This window comes from Stutzerimonas chloritidismutans (genome assembly GCF_051486945.1).
GTDB classification, from domain to species: domain Bacteria; phylum Pseudomonadota; class Gammaproteobacteria; order Pseudomonadales; family Pseudomonadaceae; genus Stutzerimonas; species Stutzerimonas chloritidismutans_B.
In genome coordinates, this window is the sequence record NZ_JAHVDX010000003.1 from 428,266 (window position 1) to 454,229 (window position 25,964).

The 25,964-nt window shown below is 64.0% G+C and carries 23 protein-coding genes; 7 read left to right on the forward strand and 16 right to left on the reverse strand.

Annotated elements, in window-relative coordinates; all coding sequences use genetic code 11:
- The first annotated feature begins 60 nt into the window (after positions 1-60).
- The 3 genes from fdhD to KXR72_RS14035 all read left to right on the forward strand — a co-directional run bounded on the left by fdhD (position 61) and on the right by KXR72_RS14035 (position 3,884).
- Positions 61-897, forward strand: a complete 837-nt coding sequence (gene fdhD, locus KXR72_RS14025) for a formate dehydrogenase accessory sulfurtransferase FdhD (RefSeq protein WP_437421704.1) — start codon at positions 61-63, stop codon at positions 895-897.
- The gene (locus tag KXR72_RS14030; protein WP_437421705.1) at positions 894-3,233 is read left to right on the forward strand and encodes an FdhF/YdeP family oxidoreductase; all 2,340 of its coding nucleotides are present in this window, start codon (positions 894-896) and stop codon (positions 3,231-3,233) included. The genes fdhD and KXR72_RS14030 overlap by 4 nt, the downstream gene beginning before the upstream one ends.
- A gap of 186 nt (positions 3,234-3,419) precedes the next feature.
- Positions 3,420-3,884, forward strand: a complete 465-nt coding sequence (locus KXR72_RS14035; protein WP_437421706.1) for a YMGG-like glycine zipper-containing protein — start codon at positions 3,420-3,422, stop codon at positions 3,882-3,884.
- Positions 3,885-3,995: 111 nt separating this feature from the next.
- Here the strand turns inward: KXR72_RS14035 and KXR72_RS14040 are convergent, their stop codons facing one another.
- The 4 genes from KXR72_RS14040 to KXR72_RS14055 all read right to left on the reverse strand — a co-directional run bounded on the left by KXR72_RS14040 (position 3,996) and on the right by KXR72_RS14055 (position 8,873).
- Positions 3,996-4,430, reverse strand: coding sequence for an acyl-CoA thioesterase (locus tag KXR72_RS14040; RefSeq protein WP_437421707.1), 435 nt, complete (start codon positions 4,428-4,430; stop codon positions 3,996-3,998).
- Between the two features lie 56 nt (positions 4,431-4,486).
- Positions 4,487-5,650: an iron-containing alcohol dehydrogenase gene (locus tag KXR72_RS14045; protein ID WP_437421708.1), complete on the reverse strand. Its 1,164-nt coding sequence runs from the start codon at positions 5,648-5,650 to the stop codon at positions 4,487-4,489.
- 191 nt (positions 5,651-5,841) lie between these two features.
- Positions 5,842-7,632, reverse strand: coding sequence for an acyl-CoA dehydrogenase C-terminal domain-containing protein (locus KXR72_RS14050; RefSeq protein WP_437421709.1), 1,791 nt, complete (start codon positions 7,630-7,632; stop codon positions 5,842-5,844).
- Between the two features lie 2 nt (positions 7,633-7,634).
- Positions 7,635-8,873, reverse strand: a complete 1,239-nt coding sequence (locus tag KXR72_RS14055) for a 3-hydroxyacyl-CoA dehydrogenase NAD-binding domain-containing protein (RefSeq protein ID WP_437421710.1) — start codon at positions 8,871-8,873, stop codon at positions 7,635-7,637.
- A 102-nt stretch (positions 8,874-8,975) separates the two neighbouring features.
- Here KXR72_RS14055 and KXR72_RS14060 point away from each other — a divergent pair, with 102 nt between their 5' ends.
- Positions 8,976-9,890 carry a LysR family transcriptional regulator gene (locus KXR72_RS14060; RefSeq protein WP_437421711.1) on the forward strand — a complete coding sequence of 305 codons (915 nt, stop codon included), beginning with the start codon at positions 8,976-8,978 and terminating at the stop codon, positions 9,888-9,890.
- A gap of 715 nt (positions 9,891-10,605) precedes the next feature.
- Here the strand turns inward: KXR72_RS14060 and KXR72_RS14065 are convergent.
- The 5 genes from KXR72_RS14065 to KXR72_RS14085 form a co-directional block, all read right to left on the reverse strand.
- Positions 10,606-11,196 carry a histidine phosphatase family protein gene (locus tag KXR72_RS14065; protein ID WP_437421712.1) on the reverse strand — a complete coding sequence of 197 codons (591 nt, stop codon included), beginning with the start codon at positions 11,194-11,196 and terminating at the stop codon, positions 10,606-10,608.
- A gap of 113 nt (positions 11,197-11,309) precedes the next feature.
- Positions 11,310-11,732: an HPF/RaiA family ribosome-associated protein gene (locus tag KXR72_RS14070; RefSeq protein WP_437421713.1), complete on the reverse strand. Its 423-nt coding sequence runs from the start codon at positions 11,730-11,732 to the stop codon at positions 11,310-11,312.
- A 71-nt stretch (positions 11,733-11,803) separates the two neighbouring features.
- Positions 11,804-13,105 carry an NTP/NDP exchange transporter gene (locus KXR72_RS14075; protein ID WP_437421714.1) on the reverse strand — a complete coding sequence of 434 codons (1,302 nt, stop codon included), beginning with the start codon at positions 13,103-13,105 and terminating at the stop codon, positions 11,804-11,806.
- 27 nt (positions 13,106-13,132) lie between these two features.
- Positions 13,133-14,050: an aldo/keto reductase gene (locus tag KXR72_RS14080; RefSeq protein ID WP_437421715.1), complete on the reverse strand. Its 918-nt coding sequence runs from the start codon at positions 14,048-14,050 to the stop codon at positions 13,133-13,135.
- A gap of 453 nt (positions 14,051-14,503) precedes the next feature.
- Positions 14,504-16,138: a methyl-accepting chemotaxis protein gene (locus KXR72_RS14085; RefSeq protein WP_437421716.1), complete on the reverse strand. Its 1,635-nt coding sequence runs from the start codon at positions 16,136-16,138 to the stop codon at positions 14,504-14,506.
- A gap of 354 nt (positions 16,139-16,492) precedes the next feature.
- Here KXR72_RS14085 and KXR72_RS14090 point away from each other — a divergent pair, with 354 nt between their 5' ends.
- Positions 16,493-16,738 (forward strand): DUF2790 domain-containing protein, encoded by a 246-nt coding sequence (locus KXR72_RS14090; RefSeq protein WP_437421717.1) that lies wholly within the window; start codon positions 16,493-16,495, stop codon positions 16,736-16,738.
- A 61-nt stretch (positions 16,739-16,799) separates the two neighbouring features.
- Here the strand turns inward: KXR72_RS14090 and KXR72_RS14095 are convergent, their stop codons facing one another.
- From KXR72_RS14095 to KXR72_RS14110, 4 genes are all read right to left on the reverse strand, one after another.
- Positions 16,800-17,402, reverse strand: a complete 603-nt coding sequence (locus tag KXR72_RS14095) for a nitroreductase family protein (protein WP_437421718.1) — start codon at positions 17,400-17,402, stop codon at positions 16,800-16,802.
- A gap of 241 nt (positions 17,403-17,643) precedes the next feature.
- On the reverse strand, positions 17,644-19,182 hold the full coding sequence (locus KXR72_RS14100; protein ID WP_437421719.1) for a phosphoenolpyruvate carboxykinase: 1,539 nt from the start codon (positions 19,180-19,182) through the stop codon (positions 17,644-17,646).
- A 156-nt stretch (positions 19,183-19,338) separates the two neighbouring features.
- On the reverse strand, positions 19,339-20,232 hold the full coding sequence (hslO, locus tag KXR72_RS14105; protein WP_437421720.1) for an Hsp33 family molecular chaperone HslO: 894 nt from the start codon (positions 20,230-20,232) through the stop codon (positions 19,339-19,341).
- 130 nt (positions 20,233-20,362) lie between these two features.
- Positions 20,363-20,758 (reverse strand): RNA-binding S4 domain-containing protein, encoded by a 396-nt coding sequence (locus tag KXR72_RS14110; RefSeq protein WP_437421721.1) that lies wholly within the window; start codon positions 20,756-20,758, stop codon positions 20,363-20,365.
- A 102-nt stretch (positions 20,759-20,860) separates the two neighbouring features.
- Between KXR72_RS14110 and KXR72_RS14115 the strand changes: the two genes are divergently transcribed.
- The gene (locus KXR72_RS14115) at positions 20,861-21,328 is read left to right on the forward strand and encodes an ATP-dependent zinc protease family protein (RefSeq protein WP_437421722.1); all 468 of its coding nucleotides are present in this window, start codon (positions 20,861-20,863) and stop codon (positions 21,326-21,328) included.
- Complete coding sequence (rimK, locus tag KXR72_RS14120; protein WP_437421723.1) at positions 21,325-22,230, forward strand: 30S ribosomal protein S6--L-glutamate ligase; 906 nt, start codon at positions 21,325-21,327, stop codon at positions 22,228-22,230. The genes KXR72_RS14115 and rimK overlap by 4 nt, the downstream gene beginning before the upstream one ends.
- A gap of 123 nt (positions 22,231-22,353) precedes the next feature.
- Here the strand turns inward: rimK and KXR72_RS14125 are convergent, their stop codons facing one another.
- The 3 genes from KXR72_RS14125 to KXR72_RS14135 form a co-directional block, all read right to left on the reverse strand.
- Positions 22,354-23,673 carry an ATP-binding protein gene (locus KXR72_RS14125; protein WP_437421724.1) on the reverse strand — a complete coding sequence of 440 codons (1,320 nt, stop codon included), beginning with the start codon at positions 23,671-23,673 and terminating at the stop codon, positions 22,354-22,356.
- 102 nt (positions 23,674-23,775) lie between these two features.
- Positions 23,776-24,510, reverse strand: a complete 735-nt coding sequence (gene ompR, locus KXR72_RS14130; protein ID WP_217475835.1) for an osmolarity response regulator transcription factor OmpR — start codon at positions 24,508-24,510, stop codon at positions 23,776-23,778.
- A gap of 105 nt (positions 24,511-24,615) precedes the next feature.
- Positions 24,616-25,953 carry an HlyD family type I secretion periplasmic adaptor subunit gene (locus KXR72_RS14135; protein ID WP_437421983.1) on the reverse strand — a complete coding sequence of 446 codons (1,338 nt, stop codon included), beginning with the start codon at positions 25,951-25,953 and terminating at the stop codon, positions 24,616-24,618.
- Positions 25,954-25,964: the final 11 nt, after the last annotated feature.

The window sequence follows — 25,964 nt, forward strand, 5'->3', positions numbered from 1 at the left end:
AAAATCTCGCCGCAGCCGCGCACAGTCCCGTGATCGCGACTGCCCGAGCCAACGCCTGCCATGACTGCACCACGCCCCGAACCGTCCGCCGCGCCCACCGATGCCAGTGGCCGCTATCGCTTTCAGGCGTTCGGCGAGGCCGACCCCGAGCCGGTCGATCTGGCCGAGGAATGCGCCCTGGCGATCGTCTACAACGGCCTCAACCAGGCGGTAATGATGGTCACCCCGGCGGACCTGGAAGACTTCGTAGTCGGTTTCAGCCTCGGGGCCGGCATCGTCGACAGCCCTGCCGACATCTATGACATCCGCATCAGTGGCGAAGGCAATGGTCGCCACGCTGAGGTCGAGATTGCCAGCCGCGCCTTCTGGAAGCTCAAGGAGCAGCGCCGCCAGTTGCCGGGCAATGCCAGCTGCGGATTATGCGGCGTCGAGGCGCTCGAGCAGGCGCTGCCGCAACTGCCACCGATGCCCGTCGCGCCGTTGCCGCCGCCTCACTGGCTGGATGACCTGCGCCAGCGCATCGCCGAGTTCCAGCCCCTGGCGCAGCGTTGCGGCGCGGTGCATGCGGCGCTGTTCATCGATTCACAGGGGCAGATCGTGCTCGGCCGGGAAGATATCGGCCGGCACAACGCGCTGGACAAGCTGATCGGTGCGCTGTGTCGTGCCGGACAGGACCTGAGCGGTGGCGTCGCGGTAGTCACCAGCCGCTGCAGCCTGGAGCTGATCCACAAGGTCCAGCGCGCCGGCATCCCCACGCTGGTCAGCTTTTCTTCACCGACCGGCCTGGCGGCGCAATGGGCGCAGCGGCACAACCTCAACCTGATTCACATCCCTCACCGCAGCCCGCCGCGCGTGTTCAGCCCGGCTGCGCCGGCCACCGAGACACCTCGCCGATGAGCCTGCAACCCGAACGCCTGCGATATCGCCCCTATGCTGGCGCGGCCGCCGGCTGGGGCGCGCTGCGCAGCGTGGCCAGCGCATGGCTGGACAGCAAACAGCCGCTGAAGAACATCCGCGCCCTACTAAAGACCAACCAGAACGGCGGCTTCGACTGCCCCGGTTGCGCCTGGGGCGACTCGCCGGAAAACGGCCCGGTGAAATTCTGCGAGAACGGCGCCAAGGCGGTGAACTGGGAAGCGACGAAGCGCCGAGTCGATGCGGCCTTCTTCGCCCGCTACAGCGTCAGTCAGCTGCGCGAACAGAGCGACTACTGGCTTGAATACCAGGGCCGCCTGACCGAGCCCATGCGCTACGACGCCGCCAGCGACCATTACCGGCCCATCGGCTGGGATGAGGCCTTTGCGCTGATTGCCAGGCATCTCAAAGCGCTACAAAGCCCTGACGAGGCGGAGTTCTACACCTCGGGCCGGACCAGTAACGAGGCCGCGTACCTGTATCAGCTGTTCGTCCGCGCCTTTGGCACCAACAACTTCCCCGACTGCTCGAACATGTGCCACGAGGCCAGCGGCGTGGCGCTTGGCGAAAGTATCGGCGTCGGCAAGGGCAGCGTGACGTTCGACGATTTCGCCAAGGCCGACGCGCTCTTCGTGCTTGGCCAGAACCCCGGCACCAACCACCCACGCATGCTCGAACCCCTGCGCGAGGCGGTGGCGCGTGGAGCGCAGGTGGTCTGCTTCAATCCACTGAGGGAGCGCGGGCTGGAACGCTTTCAACACCCACAGCATGCCCTGGAGATGCTCGCCAACGGGTCCGCCCCGCTGAACACCGCCTTCTTCCGGCCCAAGCAGGGAGGTGACATGGCGGCGCTGCGCGGCATCGCCAAATTTCTCCTGCAGTGGGAACGCGAGGCGCAGGCCACGGGCGCACCGGCGGTGTTCGACCACGCCTTCATTGCTGAGCACACTACGGGGCTGGATAGCTACCTCGCCCTGCTGGACGCGACCCGCTGGGAAGCCCTCGAAACCCAATCCGGCCTGCACCTGACCGAGATCGAAGCGGCCGCGCGCCTCTACCGTCACGCCGACCGGGTAATCGTCTGCTGGGCGATGGGGATCACCCAGCACCGGCATTCGGTCGCGACCATCCAGGAAATCACCAACCTGCAGCTGTTACGCGGCAACCTCGGCAAGCCCGGCGCCGGCCTCTGCCCGGTGCGTGGGCACAGTAACGTGCAGGGCGACCGCACGATGGGCATCAACGAGCGCCCGCCGGAACGCCTGTTGGATGCCCTGGAGCGGCGGTTCGGCTTCAGGGTGCCACGCCAGCCAGGCCACAACGTGGTCGAGGCGATCGAGGCCATGCTCGCCGGCCGGTCGAAAGTGTTCATTGGCCTCGGCGGCAACTTCGCCCAGGCCACGCCGGACAGCCTCCGTACTCACCAGGCGCTGCGAAATTGCTCGCTCACCGTACAGATCAGCACCAAGCTCAACCGCAGCCACCTGACTGTCGGCCGTGACGCCCTGATCCTACCGTGCCTCGGGCGCACCGACATTGACCGCCAGGCGAGCGGGCCGCAGGCGGTGACCGTCGAGGACTCGTTCAGCATGATCCACGCCTCGTACGGGCAGCTCGAACCGCTTTCGCCGCTGATGCGCGCCGAGCCGGCCATCGTCGCAGGCATCGCCCAGGCCACGCTCGGCGCTCGTCCGGTCGATTGGTTGGCCTTGGTCGCCGACTACAGCCGCATCCGCGCTCTGATCGCCGAGACCCTTCCCGGTTTCGAGGATTTCGACGAACGCATCCACAACCCCGGCGGCTTCCATCTCGACAACCCGGCGGCGCAGCGACGTTGGAACACCGCCAGTGGCCGGGCGCATTTCATCGCCAATGCGCTGCCGGCCGACCTGTTCGGCGGCGCACTGGCAGGCCTCGATAGGCAGCCGGACCTGATCCTGCAGACGCTGCGCTCGCATGACCAATACAACACCACCATCTATGGGCTCGATGACCGCTACCGCGGCGTGAAAGGCGATCGCCGGGTCCTCTTCGTGCACCCTGACGACATAGGCAGGCTGGGATTCGAACCGGGGCAGACGGTCGATCTGGAGTCGCTCTGGCACGATGGCATCGAGCGTCGCGTCACCGGTTTTACCCTGCTCGCCTTCGACATCCCGCCGGGGCAGGCTGCCGCCTACTATCCCGAAACCAATCCGCTGGTGCCGCTGACCAGCGTCGGCTTCGGCAGCCATACGCCAACATCGAAAGCGATTGCGATACGGCTGCACCCAGCCCGGCAGGGCCCCGTCATCAGCCGACCGGATCGATGCTCCTGACATAAAAAAGGCGCCTTACCGGGCGCCTGCTCAAGCCATTTACGACCGTTTCGCTTTCGCCAAGTTCCTTCGCTAATTCAAAGACTTATGAAAAGCGAAACGCATCACACCTTTCATCGGTGAACGCTTGCGGAGCATGGCCCGGGGACGTGAGGATCGCGGCGCCATCTACTGGAGAGGTTCACCATGAAGTATTCCTCGATTCTGCTCTTGTCCGCGAGCCTGCTCAGCAGTGCCGCCTTTGCTGGAAGCAACACCGAAGCCGCGGTTGGCGGCGCGCTGGGCGGTGCGCTCGGGTCGGTGGTCGGCGAACACCTGGGAGGCTCAACGGGCGCCACCATCGGCGCGGGCGTCGGCGGTGCGGCGGGCGGCATGGTCGGCGCGGACAAGCGCAGCCGTACCGAAGCGGCCATTGGTGGTGGCCTGGGTGCCGCAGGCGGTAACGTGATCGGCCAGCGCGTCGGTGGCAGCACCGGTGGCCTGATTGGCGCGGCCGTGGGCGGCGGCGCCGGTGGCGCGATCGGCAATGCCTACGGCGATGATGACGACGACTACCGCGGCGACCGGCGCTACCGTGACGATCGCCGCTATTACGGGCACCCCGGCAAAGCCAAGGGGCACTGGAAGCACAAGCACAAGCATCGCCACTGAGCCGGCGCTGGAGTCAGCGTCAGCCGAACCGCAGGAGCCGCCTCTATGCCGCCGGCCCTGCGGTCAATGTCCTGCAGTCACGGACTGTAACCACCCATCAGTTTTCTCCGCCTAGACGGCCAACGCCTCCAGCGCTCGGCGCAAGCCAGCCGGAATCGGCGTCGGCCGATTGCTGGCGCGGTCTACGAACACATGCACGAAGCGCCCCGCCGCACAGGCCTGCGCTTCGCCTGCCTTGAAGATTCCGAGCTCGTACTGCACCGAGCTATTGCCGAGCTTGCCGACCCGCAGACCGACTTCCAGCACGTCGGGAAAGGCGATGGAAGCAAAGTAGTCGCACGACGAACTGACGACGAACCCCACCACCTCGCCTTCGTGAATATCCAACCCGCCGTGCGCGATCAGATAGGTATTCACTGCGCTGTCGAAGTAGCTGTAATAGACGACGTTGTTCACGTGTCCGTAGATGTCGTTGTCATGCCAGCGCGTGGTGATGGGCTGGAAGTGACGGTAATCGGCGCGCAGGTGCTGCGGTTGTTCGGCCATACGAGAAGTCCTTGTTCAAACCGGCGCACCGCGGGCGGCGCGGTGCAGCAACGGAGTCAGTACGCGGCGCGGTAGATGGCCAAGGCATCGGCCTCGGTCACTTCCCGTGGGTTGTTGACCAGCAGGCGCTGCTGCAGCATCGCCTCCTTGGCCAGTTGCGGCAGCATGTCCTCCGGTACTCCCGCGTCGCGCAAGCGGGTCGGCAGGCCGACACGTGCACTCATCTGCTCGAATTCCTGAATCAGCTGCTCGGCATAGGTCGATGGGTCATCGCTGCGCAGCCGATCGCCCAGGACGATGGGCGCCAGCTCGCCGTAGTGCGTGGTCGCCGCGCTGACGTTGAAACGCAGCACCTGCGGCAGCACCAGGGCGTTGGACAGGCCGTGGGGAATGTGGAAATTGCCTCCCAGCGGATAGGCCAGCGCGTGCACGGCGGCGACCGGCGCATTGGCGAACGCCTGTCCGGCCAGGCAGGCGCCCAGCAGCATGGCCTGGCGTGCCTCGCGGTTGCTGCCGTTGTGCACCGCCTCGTCCAGATTGGCCGCCAAGAGGCGCAGCGCCTCGCGGGCCAACAGGTCGGACATGGGGTTCTTCTTCAGCGCGCTGGTGTAGGCCTCGATGGCGTGCACCATGGCGTCGATGCCGGTGGCTGCGGTCACTGCCGGTGGCAGGCCGAGGGTGAGATCGGCGTCGAGCAACGCCAGGTCCGGCAGCAGCAGGGGCGAGACCACACCCATCTTGGTGGTTTCGCCGGTAGTGATGATCGCGATTTGAGTGACCTCAGAGCCGGTGCCGGCAGTGGTCGGGACCTGGATCAGCGGCAGGCGCTGCCCCTTGGCATTGCCGACGCCGTAGATGTCCTGAAGCGATTGCGCACAATCAGGATGGGCCAGCAGCGCGACCAGCTTGGCGACGTCCATCGAACTGCCACCACCGAAGCCGATGATCAGATCGGCGTTGTTTGCTTTCGCCTGCTCGACCGCGGCCAGCACGATGGCTTCCGGCGGATCGGCGACGACCTGATCGTAAACGGCGACCTGCACCCCTTCCGTCTCGAAGCCGGGTAGCACCTCGTTGAGCAGGCCGAAGCGGGTAATGCCCGGGTCGGTCACCACCAAGACGGAACGCGCCCCGCGCTCTTTACAGAGGCTGGCCAGCCGGCGCGACGAGCCGGGCTCGCAAATCAATTGGGCGGTTGTGGCAAAGCTGAACGGATGCATGGTGGATCCTCTTTCAAATAGCTCAGCTGCGGTCGAGCACGCAGTGCTTAAGGCTTGTAGCCGGATTCTCCGCGAGCAAGCTCGCTCCTACTGACGAACTAAGCCCTCGCTTTTGTAGGAGCTAGCTTGCTGGCGAACAGCGCGACGAACTCGCCATACCGGAAAGGCTCTTTACGCCCCACCCGCATAAATCAAAACGCGAAATCCGCCTCCGGCAGCGCCATCAAACATTCAGCGCCCCCCTGAATCGCTTCCCGATGTGCACTGGCTCGAGGCAATACACGGCGCAGATAGAAGTCCGCGCTGGCTAGCTTGGCCTGGTAGAACGCCTGCTCGCCGGTGCCCTGCTCCAGCGCATCCTGTGCGCGGGCGGCCGCCTGCAACCAGAGCCCGGCCAACAACACATAGGCTGAGTACTGCAGGAAATCCACCGACACCGCACCGATCTCCTGCGGATCGCGTCCGGTCGCCGCAATGATCTCGGCACTCAGCTCGCGCCATTCGCCGATACGTGCCTGCACCTTGCTGGCCATGTCGTGCAGTGCCGGCCGGTCGATCTGCCGATCACAGACCTCGCTGAACTCCGCCTGCAACGCCGATAGCTCCGCACCGCGGTCGCCGAGCAGCTTGCGGCGGATGTAGTCGAGCGCCTGAATGCCATTGGTGCCCTCGTACAGCTGGGTGATGCGGCTGTCGCGCATCAACTGCTCCATACCCCACTCGCGGATATAACCGTGGCCGCCGTAGACCTGCACACCGAGGCTTGCGACTTCCTGACCGATGTCGGTGAAGAAGGCTTTGACGATGGGGATCAACAGCGCCGCGCGCTTGCCCGCCGCCTTGCGCGCCGCGGCGTCCGGATGGCCGTGTTCGAGGTCCAGCTGCCGGGCGCAATAGGCGGCGAGCATGCGGCTGCCTTCGACCAGCGTCTTCTGGGTCAACAGCATGCGCCGCACGTCCGGGTGGACGATGATTGGGTCGGCCGGTTTGTCCGGGTGCTGCACGCCAGCCAGACCGCGCGACTGCAGCCGCTCACGGGCATAGGCCAACGAGCCCTGATAGGCCTGCTCGGCGATGCCCAGCCCCTGCAAGCCGACCTGAAAGCGCGCGTCGTTCATCATGGTGAACATGCACGCCAGGCCCTGGTTGGGCTCGCCGACGATCCAGCCGGTGGCGCCGTCGAAATTCATCACGCAGGTGGCGGCGCCCTTGATGCCCATCTTGTGCTCGATGGCGCCGCAGGACAGCGCGTTGCGCTCGCCCGGCGTGCCATCGGCGTTAGCGATGAACTTGGGCACCAGCAGCAGGCTGATGCCCTTCACGCCCGCCGGTGCATCCGGCAGCCGCGCCAGCACCAGATGCACGATGTTCTCGCTCATGTCGTGCTCGCCACCGGAGATGAAGATCTTGCTGCCGCTGACGGTGTAGCTACCGTCCGCCTGCGGTTCGGCCTTGGTGCGCAGCAGGGCGAGGTCGGTGCCGGCCTGCGGCTCGGTCAGGCACATGGTGCCGCTCCAGCTGCCGCTGACCAGCTTCTCCAGATAGGCCTTCTTCAGCTCGTCGCTGCCGTGCTTGTACAGCGCCAGCACCGCGCCCTCGGTCAGGCCCGAGTAGATGCGGAAGGACAGCGAAGCGCCCATCAACATCTCGTGAAAGTTGCAGGCGACCAACTGCGGGAAGCCCTGGCCACCGTATTCGGTCGGCCCGGTCATGCTGGCCCAGCCGTTATCGACGTACTGTTTGTAGGCCTCGACGAAGCCCTGCGGCGTGCGCACTTCGCCGTTTTCGAGGGTCACGCCTTCTTCATCGCTGTTGCGATTGAGCGGCGCGATTTCCCCGCCGGTGTAGCGCGCGGCTTCTTCCAGCACGCCATCGATCAGCTCGCGGTCCAGGCCGTTGCCGAGCAGCTCGCAATGAGCGGAGGCGTCGAACAGCTCATGCAACACGAAACGCATGTCGCGCAGCGGTGCCTTGTATTCCATGCTCAGGCCCCCTGCTTGTAGTCGACGAAGCGACCGCCGAGGGTGGCCAGGCTGTCGATCAGCTCGGCTGGTTTCCAATGCTGGCCGTGACGCTCAGCCAGTGCATTCAAGCGGTCGCGGATTGCCGGCAGGCCCTGGCGATCGGCCCAGGTCATCGGTCCGCCGACGTTCGCCGGGAAGCCGTAGCCATTGAGATAGACGGTGTCGATATCGGAGCTGGACTCGGCCATGCCTTCCTCGAGGATCTTTGCACCCTCATTGACCAGCGCCAGCAGGCAGCGCTCGAGGATCTCCTCCGTGCCGATGTCGCGGCGCTGATAGCCGAGACGCTCGGATTCGCGCTGCACCAGCGCGTCCACTTCCGGGTCGTGTTCGGCCTGGCGGCTGCCCTCGGCATAGCGGTAGTAGCCCATGCGCGACTTCTGACCGAAGCGGCCCAGCTCGCAGAGGCGATTGTCGATCTGCACCTCGGGCTCGTCCTGACCTTTGCCGGCCAGCTCGCGGGCGCGCCATTCCAGGTCGATGCCGACCACGTCGTACATGCGGAACGGCCCCATGGCGAAACCGAAGCCCTGCAGCGCGGCGTCCACCTGATGCGGGTAGGCGCCTTCGAGCAGCATCATCCGCGCCTCACGCACATAGGTCGCCAGCATGCGGTTGCCAATGAAGCCCTGGCAGTTGCCGGCGATCACGCTGACCTTGCCCATGCGCTTGCCGAGTTCAGTGGATGCTTCAAGCACGGCTTTGGAGGTCTTCGCGCCGCGGACGATCTCCAGCAGCTTCATGATGTGTGCCGGGCTGAAGAAGTGCAGCCCCACAACCTGCTCCGGGCGGCTCGTGACAGCGGCAATGGCGTCGATATCCAGCGCCGAGGTGTTGCTGGCCAGTATGCCGGTCGGCTTCACGATGCCGTCCAGCTCGCGGAATATGGACTGCTTCAGCTCAAGGTTTTCGTAGACCGCCTCGATCACCAGATCCACATCCGCCAGCGCCTGATAGTCGGCCGCCTTGTTGATGCAGGCGCGACGCGCCTGGGCCTGGGCTTCGTCGATGCGACCCTGACGGACGTTATGGGCGTAGGTGTCGGCGACCACGCCCAACGCTTGCTCGAGCATCTCGGGATTGTTGTCCAGCCACAGCACCTGCACACCGGCATTGGCCAGGCTCATGACGATACCGCGGCCCATGGTGCCCACGCCGATCACGGCGGCGGTCTGGATATCGAAGCGGGTTTGGCTCATTGCAGCTGTCCTCGTCGCAAGGCGGAAAAAACTGGAGACCAACCATAGACGAAGACGCTACTATTTTTGAAATTTAGTCTTGTGATGCTTCAGATTCATCAGATGAATATCTACAACTTCGATCTCAATCTTCTTCGCGTTCTGGACGCGCTTCTACGTGAACGCAACGTCTCCCGCGCCGCCGAGCGGCTTTCACTCAGCCAACCGGCTGTCAGTAACGCACTGAACCGTCTTCGCGAACTGCTTGATGATCCGCTGCTGGTTCGCGTCGGGCGCGCCATGCAGCCGACGCCACGCGCGCTGAGTCTGGAAGCGCCCATTCGCGACGCGTTGCAGCAGATCGAACATACGCTGAACGCTGGCGATTTCTTCGACCCCGCCACCAGCCGCCAGCGCTTCGTCATTGCCGTGACCGATTACGTCGAGCTGGTCTGCATGCCCGCCTTGATGGCCCATCTCGCGGGCGTGGCGCCGGGCATTCAGCTGGCCATTGAGCACCTGACTCCGAGCCTGCCTGCCGAGGCGCTGGACGACGGTGAGCTGGACTTGGTGCTGGGCCGCTTCGTGGATGTACCGACGCGTTTTCACACTCGGCGATGGGCCAGCGAGACGCTGCATGTCGCGGTCCGCAAGGGGCACCCGTTGGTTGACAACACAATGGATCTCGATGGGTTTCTGCGCTTGCGTCACCTATGGGTCCACGGCGGCCAGACGCGTGGCATGGTCGATCAGTGGTTGGAGGAGCAAGGGCTCAGTCGCGACGTCGTCTACACCACGCCGAACTACCTTCAAGCCGCTCATATCGTCGCGCGCAGTGACCTGGCCGCTGTGCTGCCGACTCAGCTGGCGCGCTACTTTGCCGAACTGCTGCCACTGCAACTGTTCGACCTTCCTTTCGATCTCGGGAGCTTCCGATTGGATATCGTCAGCGTCGCTCAACGCGAGCGCGATGCGGCCCTGCAATGGTTGATCGAGCAGATTGTCGCGGTAGGTGGGAATAGCAGCTTGCCGCGGTAAGGCGAATGGGTATGACGTGACACCATCCGTGGAGCCTGCCGGAACGGCATGGCAGTCTCGCCGGTTTTCGCCGAGCAACAAAAAACCCGCCGAAGCGGGTTTTTCCTGACCATCCGATTCCTTCCGGGTGCCGTCCTGGCGATGGTCGATCTTCCTTGATCCTGAGCGCGTCCTGCGCTTCAGAGATGGGCATAGATTAAGCACCGGGCAGTGACTAGAGAAGCGCTGATGTCTGCTATCTCTGTAAGCCTTTTGCTATAGCGGCAACTTCATCGCCGTTTCGCTGTCTCGCCGGAGCCCAGACAGCAAAAAACCCGCCTGAGCGGGCTTTTCCTGACCATCCGAATCCTTCCGGGTGCCGTCCTGGCGATGGTCGATCATCCATGATCCTGAGCGCGTCCTGCGCTTCAGAGATGGGCATAGATTAAGCACCGGGTGGTGACTAGAAAAGCGCTGATGTCTGCTGTCTCTGTAAGCCTTTCGCTATAGCAGCAACTTCACCCCCGTTTCGCTGTCTCGCCGAAGCCCAAACAGCAAAAAACCCGCCTGAGCGGGTTTTTCCTGACCATCCGATTCCTTCCGGGTGCCGTCCTGGCGATGGTCGATCTTCCTTGATCCTGAGCGCGTCCTGCGCTTCAGAGATGGGCATAGATTAAGCCTCGCGCCCGGGGTGCAGAAGTAGCGATCGCCACTTCCGCTTGTAAGCCTTCTGCCATTAAGCCTTAGGGGCGGGATTCTCGGATGAGCCTCCGTAGGTGTAGCGGTTGGGATGCCAGTACCCGGACAACAGCGGAAACACCGGCCCGTCCCAGCCACGACGGCGAAGCTGATGGGCGATCAAGGCGTTCATGATCTTGTGGCCCATCAGCAGGACGCTACCGTGCGACCTGGCCAGCTCGATCAGCCGGTCGGCCGCAGCGCTGGCGCGTCGGGTGGATTCGTCCACGGGCTCGGTGTGGTTGGAATAGCCGAGAAACCATGCTGAACGAAAAGCGATGCGCCAGAAGCGCGACGGCAATAGCGGCACGCCCCAGTCGGGATACGGCAGGTGCGCTTCGGCAAACAAGGGATCGGGGGTCTGCTCGCAATCGCAGCGCAGGTGCGATCGGGACTCCACGCAGCGCTGCAACGAGCTGCAGACCACCACGCCCACCGAGTCAGCGAGACGCACCAGTGCGTCCGGGCGTTCGCCGCCAACGACCGCCGCCGCGTTGTAGCGCTCGACCCAGCGCTTCATGCCGGCCGGCGTGCTCCAGCGTGCCGCACCATGATCGGGCCTTCCGTGACGCACGAGGATGATCTGCATGGCCTGCCGCCGTGACCGAGAATTAGGGTTCGAAACGCTGGGCGCCTTCAGGTTTCAGGCGGCCCAGCGACGGGATAGGTGCCCCGTCGACGAAAGACCGGGGCGGAGGGAGATCAGCTATCCAGCTGGCGTTGCTTGTCCAGAAACTCTTCCTCGAGCATCGCGTCTTTTACCGCTTGCGGAGGCTCGTCACGCAGCGGGTCGTTAAGCTCACCGCTGGACATCACCTTCGCGTCGAGCTTGCCCATCAGATGGTCGAGCGCGTGTTGCATCTTCTCGGCGGCCCCTTCGACGGCGAGCTGCAGGGACTCGGCCTTGTGCGTGACGGACACCGCCTGATGCCCGCGCGGGCGTGCCTCGATCTGACAGCGTTTGTCGTCGGCCCCGGCCTTCTGAGCATTCTCGTCGCCGACATGGACCTCGATCCGCGTCAGGAAATCATCGAACCGTTCCAGCCGCTCCTCGACGGTCGTACCGACCCACTCGTGCAGCTCGACGCTGCCGGGAACATGGTTGCTATTGACCTGAACATGCATACGGTTACTCCTGATTGATGGCGTACCTGCTCATTTCGAGGCGCCCACGCCACCGAGGTTCAGCAGATTCGTCAAATCGACGATCGCTGGCGCGGACCGGCCGCGTCGGCACGCACGCCAAGGCGCCAGCCGATCACGGCCCAGACCGCAGCGCAAGCCGCGCCGACCAGGGCGATCAGCCACGCGCCGTGGCCCAGGCTGTCGAGCAGGCTTTTGGCCCATCCACTGAGGGCGTCGCCGCCACGGTAGACGACGGTATCGATGAAGTTTTTCGCCTTGTACTTGCTCTCGGCATCCAGCGGCGCGAAGAGCATCTCGCGCCCCGGCCGCACGAAGGCGTATTCGCCGACCCTGCGCAGGATCATCACCGCTGCTAGGACGGCGAAGGTCGGAGCCAGCGCCAGGCCAACGAAGCCCAGGCAGACCAGCACCGGGACAGCCGTCAGCAGTACCCGCACGCCCAGCCGCTGCGCCACTCGGCCGGTCACGAACAGTTGCGACAGCAGCGCACCGGCCTGCACGACGAAATCGATCGTGCCGAACACGCGCACCTGCTCGGCCTTGTCGGGAAACAGCACCGACACCAGCCGCGCCTGTTCGAAGTAGAGAAAGGTGCTCGCGGTCGTCAACAGCAGAACGAATGCCGCAATGCCCATCAGGTAGCCCGACCCCAACACACGGGTCAGCCCACTGAATGGATTGCCAGCGACGGGACGCCTGGGGTTCTCCGCCCGTTCAGCGCCGGGCCGGCCGGCGCCCAGCACCTCGCGCCAGGCCATCAGGTAGTGCTTGATCGCCACCGCCGCTGCCAGCAACAGCGCAGCGAGCAAGATCAGGCCGAACGAACCGAGCGCGCCGATCAACAGCGCGCTAGCCGCCGGGCCAACCAAACCGCCTACGCTGGCCCCGGCGGCGATGAAGGCAAACAGACGCCGCGCCTGCGGGGCGTCGAACACGTCCGCCATCAGGCTCCAGGCCACCGACACCACGAACAGGTTGTAGACGGAGATCCACACGTAGAAGACTCGCGCCAGCCAGACGCTATCGCGTAGCAGGAAGAAAAGCCCGGCGAGCAGCAACAGGTTGACGACGAAGAACCCGTAGACCCAGTCGATGTAGTGAATGCGAGGCACGCGCGAATTGAGCCAGGCGAACAGAGGCACCGCGACCAGCATGGCGACGAAGGTTGCGGTGAACAGCCAGTGCAGGTTGTCGACGCCGCCCTGGATGCCCATCGATTCGCGAATCGGACGTAGCATGAAATAGCCGGCGAACAGACAAAAGAACAGGCCGAAGCCCGCCAGCGCGGCGCGCAATTCACCGGGGCGGGCATTGATCAAGCGGGCCAGGCGGCCGGCGTTCATGTTCGGCATTAGCCCTCCCACTCGGGGCGATCGGCACTAGCGGAAGGCGTCGACAATCATCTGTCGTTGACGCGCATCGGGCAGGCGACCGTGGCCGGCGAGCAGGTTATCGGCCATATAGCGGGGATTCGAGGTTGCCGGGATCACGGCGGTAACGGCCGGCTCGGCGAGGATGAACTTGAGCAGTAACTGCGCCCAGGAGCTCGCGTCGAGTTCGGCGGCCCAGGCTGGCAGAGGCTTGTCCTTTACGCGCGCGAGCAGGTTGCCACGGGTAAATGGCCGGTTGATCAGCGTCGCGATGCCGTTGTCGGCGCAATACGGTAGCAATTGCTTTTCGGCGTTGCGCTCGCTGACCGAATAGTTGAACTGCACGAAATCGACTTTTTCCCGCTTCAGCGTATCGAGCAGTCGATCGTGGGCTGATTCGAGGTAGTGGGTCACGCCTATGTAGCGCACTCGCCCCGCCTCCTTTAACTCGCGCAATAGAGCGAGCTGGGTGCCGGTGTCCTGCAGGTTGTGCACTTGCATCAGGTCGATGGTGTCGGTCTGCAATGCCTTGAAGGTCGCCTCGATCTGCGCCATGCCGCGGTCGCGCCCGGTGGTGGATACCTTGCTGGCCAGAAAGACTGGCTGGCGCGCATCGCCCCGCACGACCAGCTCCCCGACGACCCGCTCGGCATTGCCGTAGCTGGGGGCGGTATCGATCAGCGCGCCGCCGCCTTGCACGAGCACGCGCAACACCTCCTGAAGGCGATCCATGACTGGATCATCGAGGCTGACGTTATGTGTGATCGATGTCCCCAGCCCGACCACTGGCAACTTTTCGCCGGACGACGGAATCACGCGGGTGCGCAGGCCGTCGGCAGCACGCACGAGTGAAGGAAGCAAGGGACCCAAGGCGGCCAGGCTGGCAAGCAGGGCTGAACGGTGGAGAAGCTGGCGACGTGTCGGCATGCAGGGCTCCGGGCTCGAGGAGGGGCGGCGAGACGTTGAGGTCTGAGTATGGTCTAGGACGCAGCCCGTACAGCCGGGCCGACGCGCGGGTGCTTTTCCTGATGTTTCAGCCCGTCTATCCCCTGAGCACAGCCTTACCGCTACCGCTCACATGAAAACCGTGCGACACGGTGATGGCAATATGATTCCGCTTCAGGTCTACTGCACACCCTGACGAGCCTCGGCATGCCCGGGACGCACCGAGCTGGCTCGCATACCACGAGACCTTGCCATGCCCAGCCAACAGCCGCGGCCCCCACACCACGGGCCCGCGTCCCCTCCCACGCCTCTGCGGCGCCGGCTCGCCCTGCTCGGCTATGCCGGCGGCCTGCTGCTGGTTTTTGCCCTCAGCTTGCTGTTACTGCCTGCCGACAGCGGCGTGGGCAAGCTGCTGTGGAGCATGCTCTAGCCGGGTCAGACGCGGAAACGCCCAACCAGGCCGGACAGCGTTCCGGCCAGCGTCGACAACCGTTGGCTGGCCTGCAGGCTCTGCGCCGCGTTTGCCGCCGCATCGTTGGACAGGTCACGAATGTCGGTAATGTTGCGAGCGATCTCCTCGGTAACGCTGCTCTGCTCTTCGCAGGCGGTGGCGATCTGCGCGGCCATGTCATTGATCCGCTGCACGGATGCGGTGGTGTCAGCCAATACCTGGTCGACGCCGGAGGCCCGCTCCACGCTGTCCTGCGCGCGGCTACTGCCGGCGTGCATGGCCTGCACGGCACGCCCGACGCCCGATTGCAGGCGCTCGATACGGGCTTGGATGTCTCGGGTCGAATCCTGGGTGCGCGCCGCCAGGGCACGCACCTCGTCGGCCACCACGGCAAACCCCCTGCCCTGTTCACCCGCCCGCGCCGCCTCGATGGCCGCGTTGAGTGCCAGCAGGTTAGTCTGCTCGGCGATGCCGCGAATAACCTCGAGCACGGCGCCGATACTGGCAGTTTCCTCGGCCAGCGCGCCAATGGTTTGCGAGGCACCCTCGACCTCGTCAGCCAATTGCCGGATCGACGCGATGGTGCCGCTCACCACGGCCGCACCCTGGCTCGACTGCCGTTCGGCATCGCGCGCGGCATCCGAAGCATTCTGGGCATTCAGCGCGACCTCATGCACCGCAGCGCTCATCTCGGTCGCGGCCGTGCTGACTTGGTCCACCGCGGCGTGTTCGCTGCTGATCAGCTGATCGTTGGTTGCCGCCATTGCGGCCATGCTGCGGGCGGCAGCATCGACTTCGCCCGTCACCCGTCCGACCTCGGCGATCAGCGGCTGCAGCTTGTCTAGAAAGCGGTTGAAAGCATCACCGAGCTGGCCCAGCTCGTCTGCCGAACGCACCTCGACACGGGCCCGCAGGTCGCCGTCACCCTCGGCGATCTGCTGAACCCGGTCGAGCAGGCGCCGCATCGGGCGCAAGACCAGCAGCGGGAGCCCAAACACCAGCACCGCGCAGCCCAACAGACCAAGCACCAGCACCACGCCCTGCTGAGCAAGTGTGGCCACGCCAATGGTCGCCGCCGCCTCGCCCTGGGCCTGCGCAGTCTGGTCCTCAAGCTCGCCCAGCTTGTCGATGGCATCACGCATGGCCTCGAATCGGGACTCGCTGTCGCCGAAGCTCAGGGTACTGGCGCCTTGCGGGTCAAGGTCGACCTGATCGATCACCCGCTGAGACAGCTCGCTCCACTGCGTAAAACCGCGGTTGAAGGCCTCAACCAACGCCATCGCGTCGGTGCCCGGCTCCATGGCTGCGTATTTCTGGACGCGGTCGTAGGCCTGCTTGAGATTTTCCGCATGGCTTTCACGCAGCGCCTTGGCGTGCTCGCCCGCGTCGCTATCGAGCAGGCTGCGCTCGGCAAGCATGGCCTGGTACAGGTCGCGGTCAGCGTTGAGCAACAGGTTGATCGCCGGCAGGTGCCGCGATGCCAGTTGCTCGCTGGTGCCTGCGACCTGGTCGATGCCACGCATGCCGAAAGCGCCCATCAACACCAGCAACATCGCAAGCGCCGCCATGGGCAGGGTTATTTTCCAGCGAAAACCAAGGTCATTGACGAGACGGAACATGGGCGCACTCCTACGGGACGTACATGGCTATCGGCCACGCCGCCCACGGGCTGGAGTGTCACTGGTCGCTTAGTAACCCGCACGCCGCGCCTGGCAGCGGTACCGAGCGCAAACATCACCAAACCGAGCGTGGAGCGCCCCTCCGCCCGCAACGGCAGCCAGGTGAGGGGCGCCAAACAAGCGAAACGGCAACCCATTTCGGTCTATCGGAAGCATTGGGATCAGCAATTACCGTTAGCAGGCTATCTACTTTTACGATCTGCACGCTCCTGAAAACAAGCACAAGCGCGACCGGGTCAGGTGACCTGGCGCGCGAACAGGACGGATCGAACGACCAGAACAGGATTCCCTGCCATGCGTGCCACCCTATTTGCCACTGCCCTGCTGCTCACTTCCCTGGCCCACGCCGATGACGCAGCGCGCCCCGAGGTCTACACCTACGACACGACGCTGGATGTCGCCTCGGTGCTGTCCATCAAACTCAAGCCGACACCCAACTGCGAAGTAACCGACGCGGTGATGACCTATCTGGATTCGGCCGGGCAGGAACGCAAGCTGGCGTACCGGACGCTGTCCGACAGCTGCAAGAACCAGAACTGAGCCAGCCACAGCAGGCCGCTTCGACCGGAGCGGCCTGCCTGCGCCCCATAGCGTGGCGCGATCAGAAGCGATCGCGGATCACGACTTCATCGAACGGCAGCTTGCCGACACGCGGCTTGGGCTCCACGGCCCGCTTGCCGATCGCCACCATGAGCGCGATGACGTGGTTGTCCGGCAGATTGATCAGCTTGGCCACTGCATCGAAATCGAAGCCATCCATCGGGCACGAGTCCAGGCCCTTGCCGCGCGCCGCAAGCATCAGGGTCTGGGCCATCAGGCCGCAGCTGCGCATGGCTTCGTCACGCTGCACGTGCGGTTTGCCGCGGTAGTAGTTGTCGATGGCGCCGGCCATGTAGTCCTGCACCTCTGCGGGTGCGCCTTCCCAGACGCGACGTACGTTCTTTTCCCAGCTGTCGACCTGCGCACAGACGACGACCAGCATGGACGCGTCGGTCATCTGCGCCTGATTCCAGCCCACCTCGCGGATCTGGGCACGCAGCGCCGGGTCACTAACTTCGACCAGCCGTACATGCTGAAGGTTGAAAGCGGACGGCGCGAACATTGCGAGCTTGAGTAGCTCATCCTTTTCTTCACGGCTCAGGCTGAATTGAGCATCGTAGCCCTTCACGGCACGGCGGGTCTGGATGGCTTCTTCGATCTGCATGGCGGAACTCCGAGGGTTGGTTAATGTGGCGCTATGCTAGTCCCGCCGAACTATCGAATCCACGCGGTTAGCCTGATCAGAGTGATCGGTTCGCTCGATGCGTCGCCAGAGCGGCATCGCTGGCAAGCCTGGACGATACCGGTCGAATTCCAGCCGCCGGAAACAGCAAGGCCCCGCCAATTGGCGAGGCCTTGTCGTGATCCCGAACCGCACGGGGCAGCTCGGCAACGCCTAGCGCAGGTTAGAGCTGCGGGCCGGCGGCCTTGATCGCGTCGGAAACATCGAACTTCTTGAAGTTTTCGATGAACTTGCTCGCCAGCTCCTTGGCCGCCTCGTCATAGGCGTTGGCGTCGGCCCAGGTGTTGCGCGGGTTGAGCAGCTGGGCATCGACACCCGAAACGGCCTTCGGCACGTCGAGGTTGATGATCGGCAGGTGCTCGGTCTCGGCACCGATCAACGCCCCGCTCTGGATCGCGGCAATCACGGCGCGGGTGGTCGGGATGTTGAAGCGCTTGCCGACGCCGTACCCACCGCCGGTCCAGCCGGTGTTGACCAGATAGACCTTCGAGCCGAATGCCTGAATGCGCTTGATCAGCAACTCTGCATAGACACCGGCCGGGCGCGGGAAGAACGGCGCGCCGAAGCAGGTGGAGAAGGTCGACTTGATGCCGCTGCCCGAGCCCATTTCGGTGGAGCCGACCAGCGCGGTGTAGCCGGAGAGGAAGTGATAGGCAGCCTGCTCTTCATTGAGGATCGACACGGGAGGCAGAACGCCAGTCAGGTCGCAGGTCAGGAAGATCACTGCGTTCGGCTCGCCGCCAAGGTTCTTCTCGGAACGCTTTTCGACAAACTCCAGTGGGTAGGCTGCACGGCTGTTCTGAGTCAGGCTGTCGTCGGCGTAGTCGGCGACACGGGCATCATCGAGCACGACGTTTTCCAGTACGGTGCCGAACTGGATGGCCTTCCAGATCACCGGCTCGTTCTTCTCGGACAGGTCGATGCACTTGGCGTAGCAGCCACCTTCGATGTTGAACACGACGCCAGTGCCCCAGCCGTGCTCATCGTCGCCGATCAGGTAGCGCGACTCGTCAGCCGACAGCGTGGTCTTGCCGGTGCCGGACAGGCCGAAGAACAGGGTGACGTCGCCGTCCTCGCCGATGTTAGCCGCGCAGTGCATCGGCAGCACGTCGGCCTCGGGCAGCAGGTAGTTCTGTACCGAGAACATCGCCTTTTTCATCTCACCGGCGTAGCGCATGCCGGCGATCAGGACCTTCTTCTGCGCGAAGTTGATGATCACGCAGCCGTCTGAGTTGGTGCCATCACGCTCGGGAGAGCATTCGAAATTGGCAACATTCAGGACTTGCCACTCGTCCTTGCCGACCGGGTTGTACTGCTCAGGATTAATGAACAGTTGGCGGCCGAACAGGTTCTGCCAGGCGGTGGCGGTGGTCATCTTGACCGGCAGGTAGTGACCTTCCGACGAGCCTACATGAACATGAGAAACGAAATGCTCCTGGGCCTGGTTGAAGGTCACCACGCGATCCCAGAGGGCATCGAACTTGTCGGCTGGAAACGGACGATTGATCGGACCCCAGGCGATGGAATCCTGGGTGCTGGGCTCTTCGACAATAAAGCGATCAGCAGGCGAACGACCAGTCCGGTGGCCGGTTTTCACGACAAGTGCGCCGTTGGCGGCCAATTCGCCCTCACCGCGCTTGATGGCTTCTTCGATCAGTTGAGCGGTGCTGATATCGGTGTACACGGCGTTAGCTTGCGTCATGAGTTTCCCGTCGGCCCTCGGCCGATTCCTCCATGCTGTTGTAGCCCACAAAGGGGGTGGACTACACCGAAAAAAGTGCGCGCGATTATGACAGAAAAGGCGCGGCGCTGGGTATGAGGGCGTGATGGCGAAAAGGTTCCTAACCCTCTCGATGCATTAGTGGCGGGTGTCGGAGGGGCCTTCGGTACCCGCACCGGCAAACAGCTGAGCCACGTCGGCGGCATCGAAGCGGTAGCGCTGGTTGCAGAACTGGCAATCGATGGTGATCTCGCCGCCCTGCTCCTGAACGAGCTGCTCAGCGTCCTGCTGGCCCAGACTGATCACCGCGGTGGCTGAGCGCTCGCGCGAACAGCTGCAGCGGAACACGATCGGCAATGGCTCGAACAACCGCACCGGGTCCTCGTGATAGAGGCGGTGCAATACGGTTTGCGCGTCGAGCCCCAGAAGCTCTTCTGCCGACAAGGTATCGGCCAGCGTGCGCACGTGCTGCCAGCTGGCCTCGCGCTCCTCGGGCTCGCGGATACGGTCGGCGGGCAGTTGCTGCAGCAGCATGCCGCACGCGCGGCGGCCATCGGCGGCAAGCCAGAACCGGGTAGGCAGTTGTTCGGACGAGGCGAAGTAACTGGACAGGCTTTCAGCCAGGCTCACCCCGTCGAGCGACACAATGCCTTGGTAGCGCTGCCCATTGGACGGCTCGAGGGTCATCGCCAGTACGCCATCGGGCATCAGCTCGGTGAAGGTTGCGCCGGCCGTCAGCTGCGCTTCATCGAAACGGGCGATACCTCGCACCTCGCGGTTGCTGGAGCATTCGACCATTAGCAGCGGTACCGCACCCGACGAGCGGGCCTGCAACACCATCAAGCCGTCGAACTTCAGCGTCCCGATCAACAACCCCGCAGCGGCCAGCAACTCGCCGAGCAGCTGTGCGACTGGTTCCGGATAGTCGTGCTTGGCCAGCACCTCGGCATAGCTACGCTCGAGCTCGACCCATTCGCCACGTACGTCGGAGTCGTCGAAGAGGAAACGCTGGGTGTAATCGAAATCGAGCATGGGCATGACCAAAACAGAGAGGTGTGGCTCGGCCGGCTATCACCGCCAGGCTTCGGCGGCTTGCCACTACCCCAGATAGAAGAGGGACCGCATTCTAGGTGGAAAGTGGCGACCGTCCAACCGACGGCGCTCAGCCAGCGTCCGAGCGGAATCGCTGCAAGGCGCGGCGCTGCTTCTTGCTCGGCCGGCCATCGGTCTCGACGCCCAGGGCGCCAGCCTTGCGCAGCGCGGCAGCCTGCTCCCGACGGGCCTGGCTTTCAGCAGTTTCCTGGTACAGCTGCTGCGCTTCCGGCGCCCCCTTACGTACCGCAGAAAGGGCGCGCACGGTCACGGTGCGCTCGTCGAAGCCCGTGCGGATGACCAATTCCTCACCCAGCTTGGGCTCCTTGCTCGGTTTGCAGCGCTCGCCCCGGCAATGCACCTTGCCACCTTCGATCGCCGCCTTGGCCAATGCGCGCGTCTTGTAAAAGCGCGCCGCCCACAGCCACTTGTCCAGACGAACCTTGCCGTCGTCGCTCTCACTCATTGTTCAACTCTGCCAGACGTCCCGTTGTCATAGGGTGGTACAGGTGGATGCGGTTGTCATGCACCGCGACTAGAATGCGCGCAACTCTACCGGATACGCCCTTTGAATAGCCCCGACCCACAGACCATCATCGGCTTGCGCGAATGGATCGCCCTACCCGAACTCGGCGTGGTCGGCCTGCGCGCAAAGATCGACACCGGCGCTAGCACTTCTGCCCTCCATGCCACCGATATCAGCGAATTCAAGCGCAATGGCGAACGCTGGGTTCGTTTCACGGCACACCTGGGCACGCTGGTGCAGCGCCGCCATCGCTGCGAGGCACCCTTGGTGGCCCGCAAGATCATCAAAAGTTCAAACGGCCAGTCACAGACCCGCTACGTGGTACGTACCTTGCTGGCGTTAGGCGATCACCTATGGCCGGTCGAGTTCACCCTTACCTGCCGCAAGACCATGCGCTACCGCCTGCTGCTCGGGTCAAAAGCCCTGATGGACGGCAAATGGCTGGTCGACCCTGCACGCACCTACGTGCAGGAAAAACCCCTGAACCTCACTTCTCCCGGTGCCCCATGAAAATCGCCGTGCTGTCGCGCAACCCCCGCCTGTACTCGACTCGCCGTCTGATCGAGGCCGGTCAGCAACGGGGGCATGAGGTGGTCGTCATCGATACCTTGCGTGCGTACATGAACATCGCCAGCCACAAACCGCAGATTCACTACCGCGGGCGCCCGCTGGAGGGCTTCGACGCGGTGATCCCGCGCATCGGCGCTTCGGTCACTTTCTATGGCTGCGCCGTGCTGCGCCAGTTCGAGATGCAGGGCGTGTTTCCGCTCAACGAGTCAGTCGCCATCGCCCGTTCTCGCGACAAGCTGCGTTCGTTGCAATTGCTGGCACGTCGTGGCATCGGCCTGCCGGTGACCGGCTTTGCCCACTCGCCAGACGACATTGCCGACCTGATCCGGATGGTCAACGGCGCGCCCCTGGTCATCAAGGTGCTTGAAGGCACCCAGGGCATCGGCGTGGTCATGTGCGAAACCGCCACCGCCGCCGAGTCCGTGATCGAGGCGTTCATGGGCCTCAAGCAGGACATCATGGTGCAGGAATACATCAAGGAAGCCGGCGGCGCGGACATCCGCTGCTTCGTGGTCGGCGACAAGGTGATCGCCGCGATGAAGCGGCAGGCCAAGCCGGGGGAATTCCGATCCAACCTGCACCGCGGCGGCACCGCCAGCCTGATCAAGATCACCCCGGAAGAACGCATGACCGCCATCCGTGCCGCCAAGGTGATGGGCCTCTCCGTCGCGGGCGTCGACATCCTGCGCTCCAATCACGGCCCGCTGGTCATGGAGGTCAACTCCTCACCCGGCCTGGCGGGCATCGAGGAGACCACCGGCAAAGACGTTGCCGGCCTGATCATCCAGTACCTCGAAAAGAACGCCGGCCCGCACCTGACCCGAACGAAGGGGAAAGGCTAAGCGGCCCGACACCGAAGGGGGGCTGGACGGCGCGGGCGGCGGACCAACCCGTCGTGCCCGATCACTCCACCAGAGGTTGCCCCTTCCTCGTCTAGCCTCCCGCCTCGGCCGATTACGCTGCCTTCACGCCTTGATCGCATCCCGCGGCAACACCAGCCCCAACGGCAGGCTGACTCGCGCTTCGAGCCCGCCGCCTTCGCGGTTACGTAGCTCAATCACCCCGCCGTGTTGCGAGGCGATGCGCTTGACGATCGCCAGCCCCAGCCCTGCGCCCTGCCCGCCACGTGCGCGGTCACCACGGATGAACGGATTGAAGATTTCGCCCAGCTCCTGCGGGTCGATGCCGGTGCCGCGATCCAGGACGCTGAGCACGACGTAGGGCGCATTGCTGTCGCCAGACACGTGGGCGGCCACCTCGACCCGGTCGCCGCCGTAGCGCAGGGCGTTCTCGATGAGGTTGACCAGCAGCCGCTTGATCGACACCCGACGCAGCGCGAGCGGCGGCATGGGTTCGACGCACAGCCGAACGCTTTCTCCGTACTGGTTGTAAGGCGCGACGACCTCGCGCACCAGCTCACCGAGGTCGATGTTCTCCACCGGCTCGTCGCTGCCGTCGCGAACGAAGGCGAGGAACTGATCGAGGATCGCATTCATGTCTTCGATGTCGCGCACCATGTCCTCGGTGAGTTCGGCATCGCTGGACATCAATTCCAACGACAGCCGCAGGCGTGTCAGCGGTGTTCGCAGGTCATGGGATACGCCGGCCAGCATCAACTCGCGCTCACGGCCAGCCTGCTCGACATCCTCAGCCATTTGATTGAATGCGCGGTATACCTCGGTCATCTCGCTCGGCGTGTCGCTGATCGGCAGCCGCACGCTGCGCCCCTTGCCGATCTGCCGCGCGGCGTAGACGAGCCGTTTCAAGGGAAGATTGAGCTGGCTGACAAAGATCCAGGCCGCCGCCGTGGACAGCAGGCCGATACCGAGAAACCAGCCCAGCACGCTCCAGATGCGCTGCCCACGCAGCGGATACGCATACAAAGGCACCTGGAGCCAGTCCGGTCCGAGGCTCGGCGCGCGGACCCAGATCGCGGTCTGCGGCTGAATGCGCACCCGCACGTCAGTTTCCACCCCAAGCTCGGCTTGCATCTGACGCAGGAAGATTTCGGTGTACGGCCAGTGGTATTCACTGACCGGCACGTCGGCCGTCGCGACCCTGCGCAACCCCGCAGCCTGAGCGATGCGCTCACGGTTCTCATCGTCCGCGGCCCAGTAGGCGCGCAAGGTTAACGCCGCGCCATGGCTGTACTGGCGGTCAACCATGACGTCTTCGTTCATCATCAGGTACACCAGCATCAGCACCTTGGAGAACAGGACGACGATCAGCACCATCCACAGGGTGCGGGCGAAGAAGCTTTGCGGGAACCAGAGGGGGGTTTTCATGAAAGACCTTAGGCGGCAGGCCACAAGCGGCAGGCAGAAGCGAGCGGGGCCGGCCTTACTGCGTGCTCACCTGAAGCCTGTCGCCTGGAGCTTTTAGCCGATTTATTTGTTCCCGTCCGGTACGAAGACGTAGCCCACACCCCATACCGTCTGGATATAGCGTGGCTTCGAGGGATCGGGCTCGATCAGCCGGCGCAGGCGTGAAATTTGGACGTCGATGGAGCGTTCCAGCGCGTCCCACTCGCGGCCGCGCGCCAGATTCATTAACTTGTCGCGGGTCAGGGGCTCGCGGGCATGCTGGACCAGCGCCTTGAGCACGGCGAACTCGCCGGTTGTGAGCATGTGCACCTGGTCGCCCTTCTTCAGTTCGCGGGTGCCCAGAAACAGCTCGTAGTCGCCGAAGGTGACCGTCTCATCCTCACTGCCTGGCGCACCCGGCACCTGTGGCGCCTGACGACGCAATACCGCGCGGATTCGCGCCAGCAGCTCGCGCGGGTTGAACGGCTTGGCCAGATAATCGTCGGCGCCCTGTTCCAGCCCGTGGATACGGCTGGCCTCGTCGCCTTTGGCGGTGAGCATGATGATCGGGATTTGATTGCCCGCCGCACGCAGCCGGGCGCAGGCCGAGAGGCCGTCTTCCCCCGGCATCATCAGGTCGAGCACGACCAGGTGAAACAGTTCGCGGCTGAGCACGCGGTCCATCTGCTCAGCACTTTCCACGGTACGCACGCGATAACCCTGCTCATCGAGAAACCGCTCGAGCAGGCGACGCAGCCGCGCATCGTCATCGACAATCAGGATCTTTTCGCCTTCGCTGGCGGGCGCAGTGCTGCTCATGGAAACTCCTGGGCAATTCGACGACGCATTATGCGCACAGAGGGTTGGGCGCGATGTGCCGGCCATTGTTAGCAGATTTTTCGGCCAGCGGTAGCGCGCAGAGACTCAACGCTCGCGAAGTGCCTCAGCGCGGGCGCGAATGATCGGCTTGAGCAGATAGCTCAGCACGCTTTTATGGCCCGTGATGATATCTACCGAAGCGACCATGCCAGGGATGATCAGCAGTGGTTTCTCATCGGTGCCCAGGTGGCTTTGGCGCGTGCGCAGGTGAATCAGGAAAAAGCTGTTGCCGTCTTCGTCGGTAGTGCTGTCAGCGCTGATGTGCTCCAGTTCGGCTTTCAGCCCTCCATAGACGGTGAAATCGTAGGCGCTGAACTTGACCATCGCTTCCTGGCCCGGATGCAGGAAGGCAATGTCCTGCGGCCGAATCTTCGCTTCGATCAGCAAGGTGTCGTCCAGCGGCACGATCTCGACGATATCGCTGCCCGGCTGGATGACCCCACCGATGGTGCTCACCAGCATCTGTTTGACCACGCCGCGTACGGGCGAGGTGATCAACGTGCGGCGGACCCGATCCTCGAGCGCCTTGCCTGTGGATTGCAGCTTGGAGAGCTCCGTACGCGCCTCGTTGAGCTGAGTGAGCGCTTCGCTGCGGAACCGTCCTCGTGTTTCGCTGATTTTGCTTTCGATTTCCTTGATTGCCGCGCTAGCGCGAGGCAGTGCTAGCGTGGTGGCGTCGAGCTGCCCGCGGCTCTCGACCTCGGCCCGTTTGAGTCGGAGCACCTCCACGGGAGAAATGGCACCGCTGGCCACCAGCGGTTCGGACATTTCGATTTCTTTGCGCAGCAGGCCCAGGCTATTTCGGAATTGCTGCTGCTTAGATGTCATCTCGCGTACTTCCTGCCGGCGCTGCGCGAGCTGTTCCTCCAGCCCGGAGATTTCTGCGCTTAGCTGGGCGCGTCGGCTTTCGTAAAGCGCGCTCTCGCTGTTGGCGAGGTTGGGCGCGTCGCGCAGAAGCCCTTCGGGCATCACCAGTTCACGGCCCTCTACTTCCGCGGTCAGCCGCTCCACGCGCGCCGACAATGCCAACCGATCGGCTTCGGTTTCACCGACATTAGAGGCAAAGCGAGTGTCGTCCAGACGCAGCAAAGGTGCGCCTGCCTCGACGATTTGCCCATCACGGACGAACAGCTCCGCAACGATGCCGCCTTCGAGGTTCTGGATTTTCTGCAGACGGGATGACGGGATCGCCTTGCCTTCCCCCCGCGTCACTTCGTCGACAACGGCGAAGTGCGCCCATAGCACCAAGAACACGACAAAACCCAGCAGGCCCCAGATCGTCAGGCGAACCAGGCGTGGTGCATCTTCGATTAGCGCCTTACGGACTTCCGGCAGGGGCTCATTACGTGACCCGGTCAGCGAGCCCAGGCCGCTGCGGGCCATGATCGGCGGGA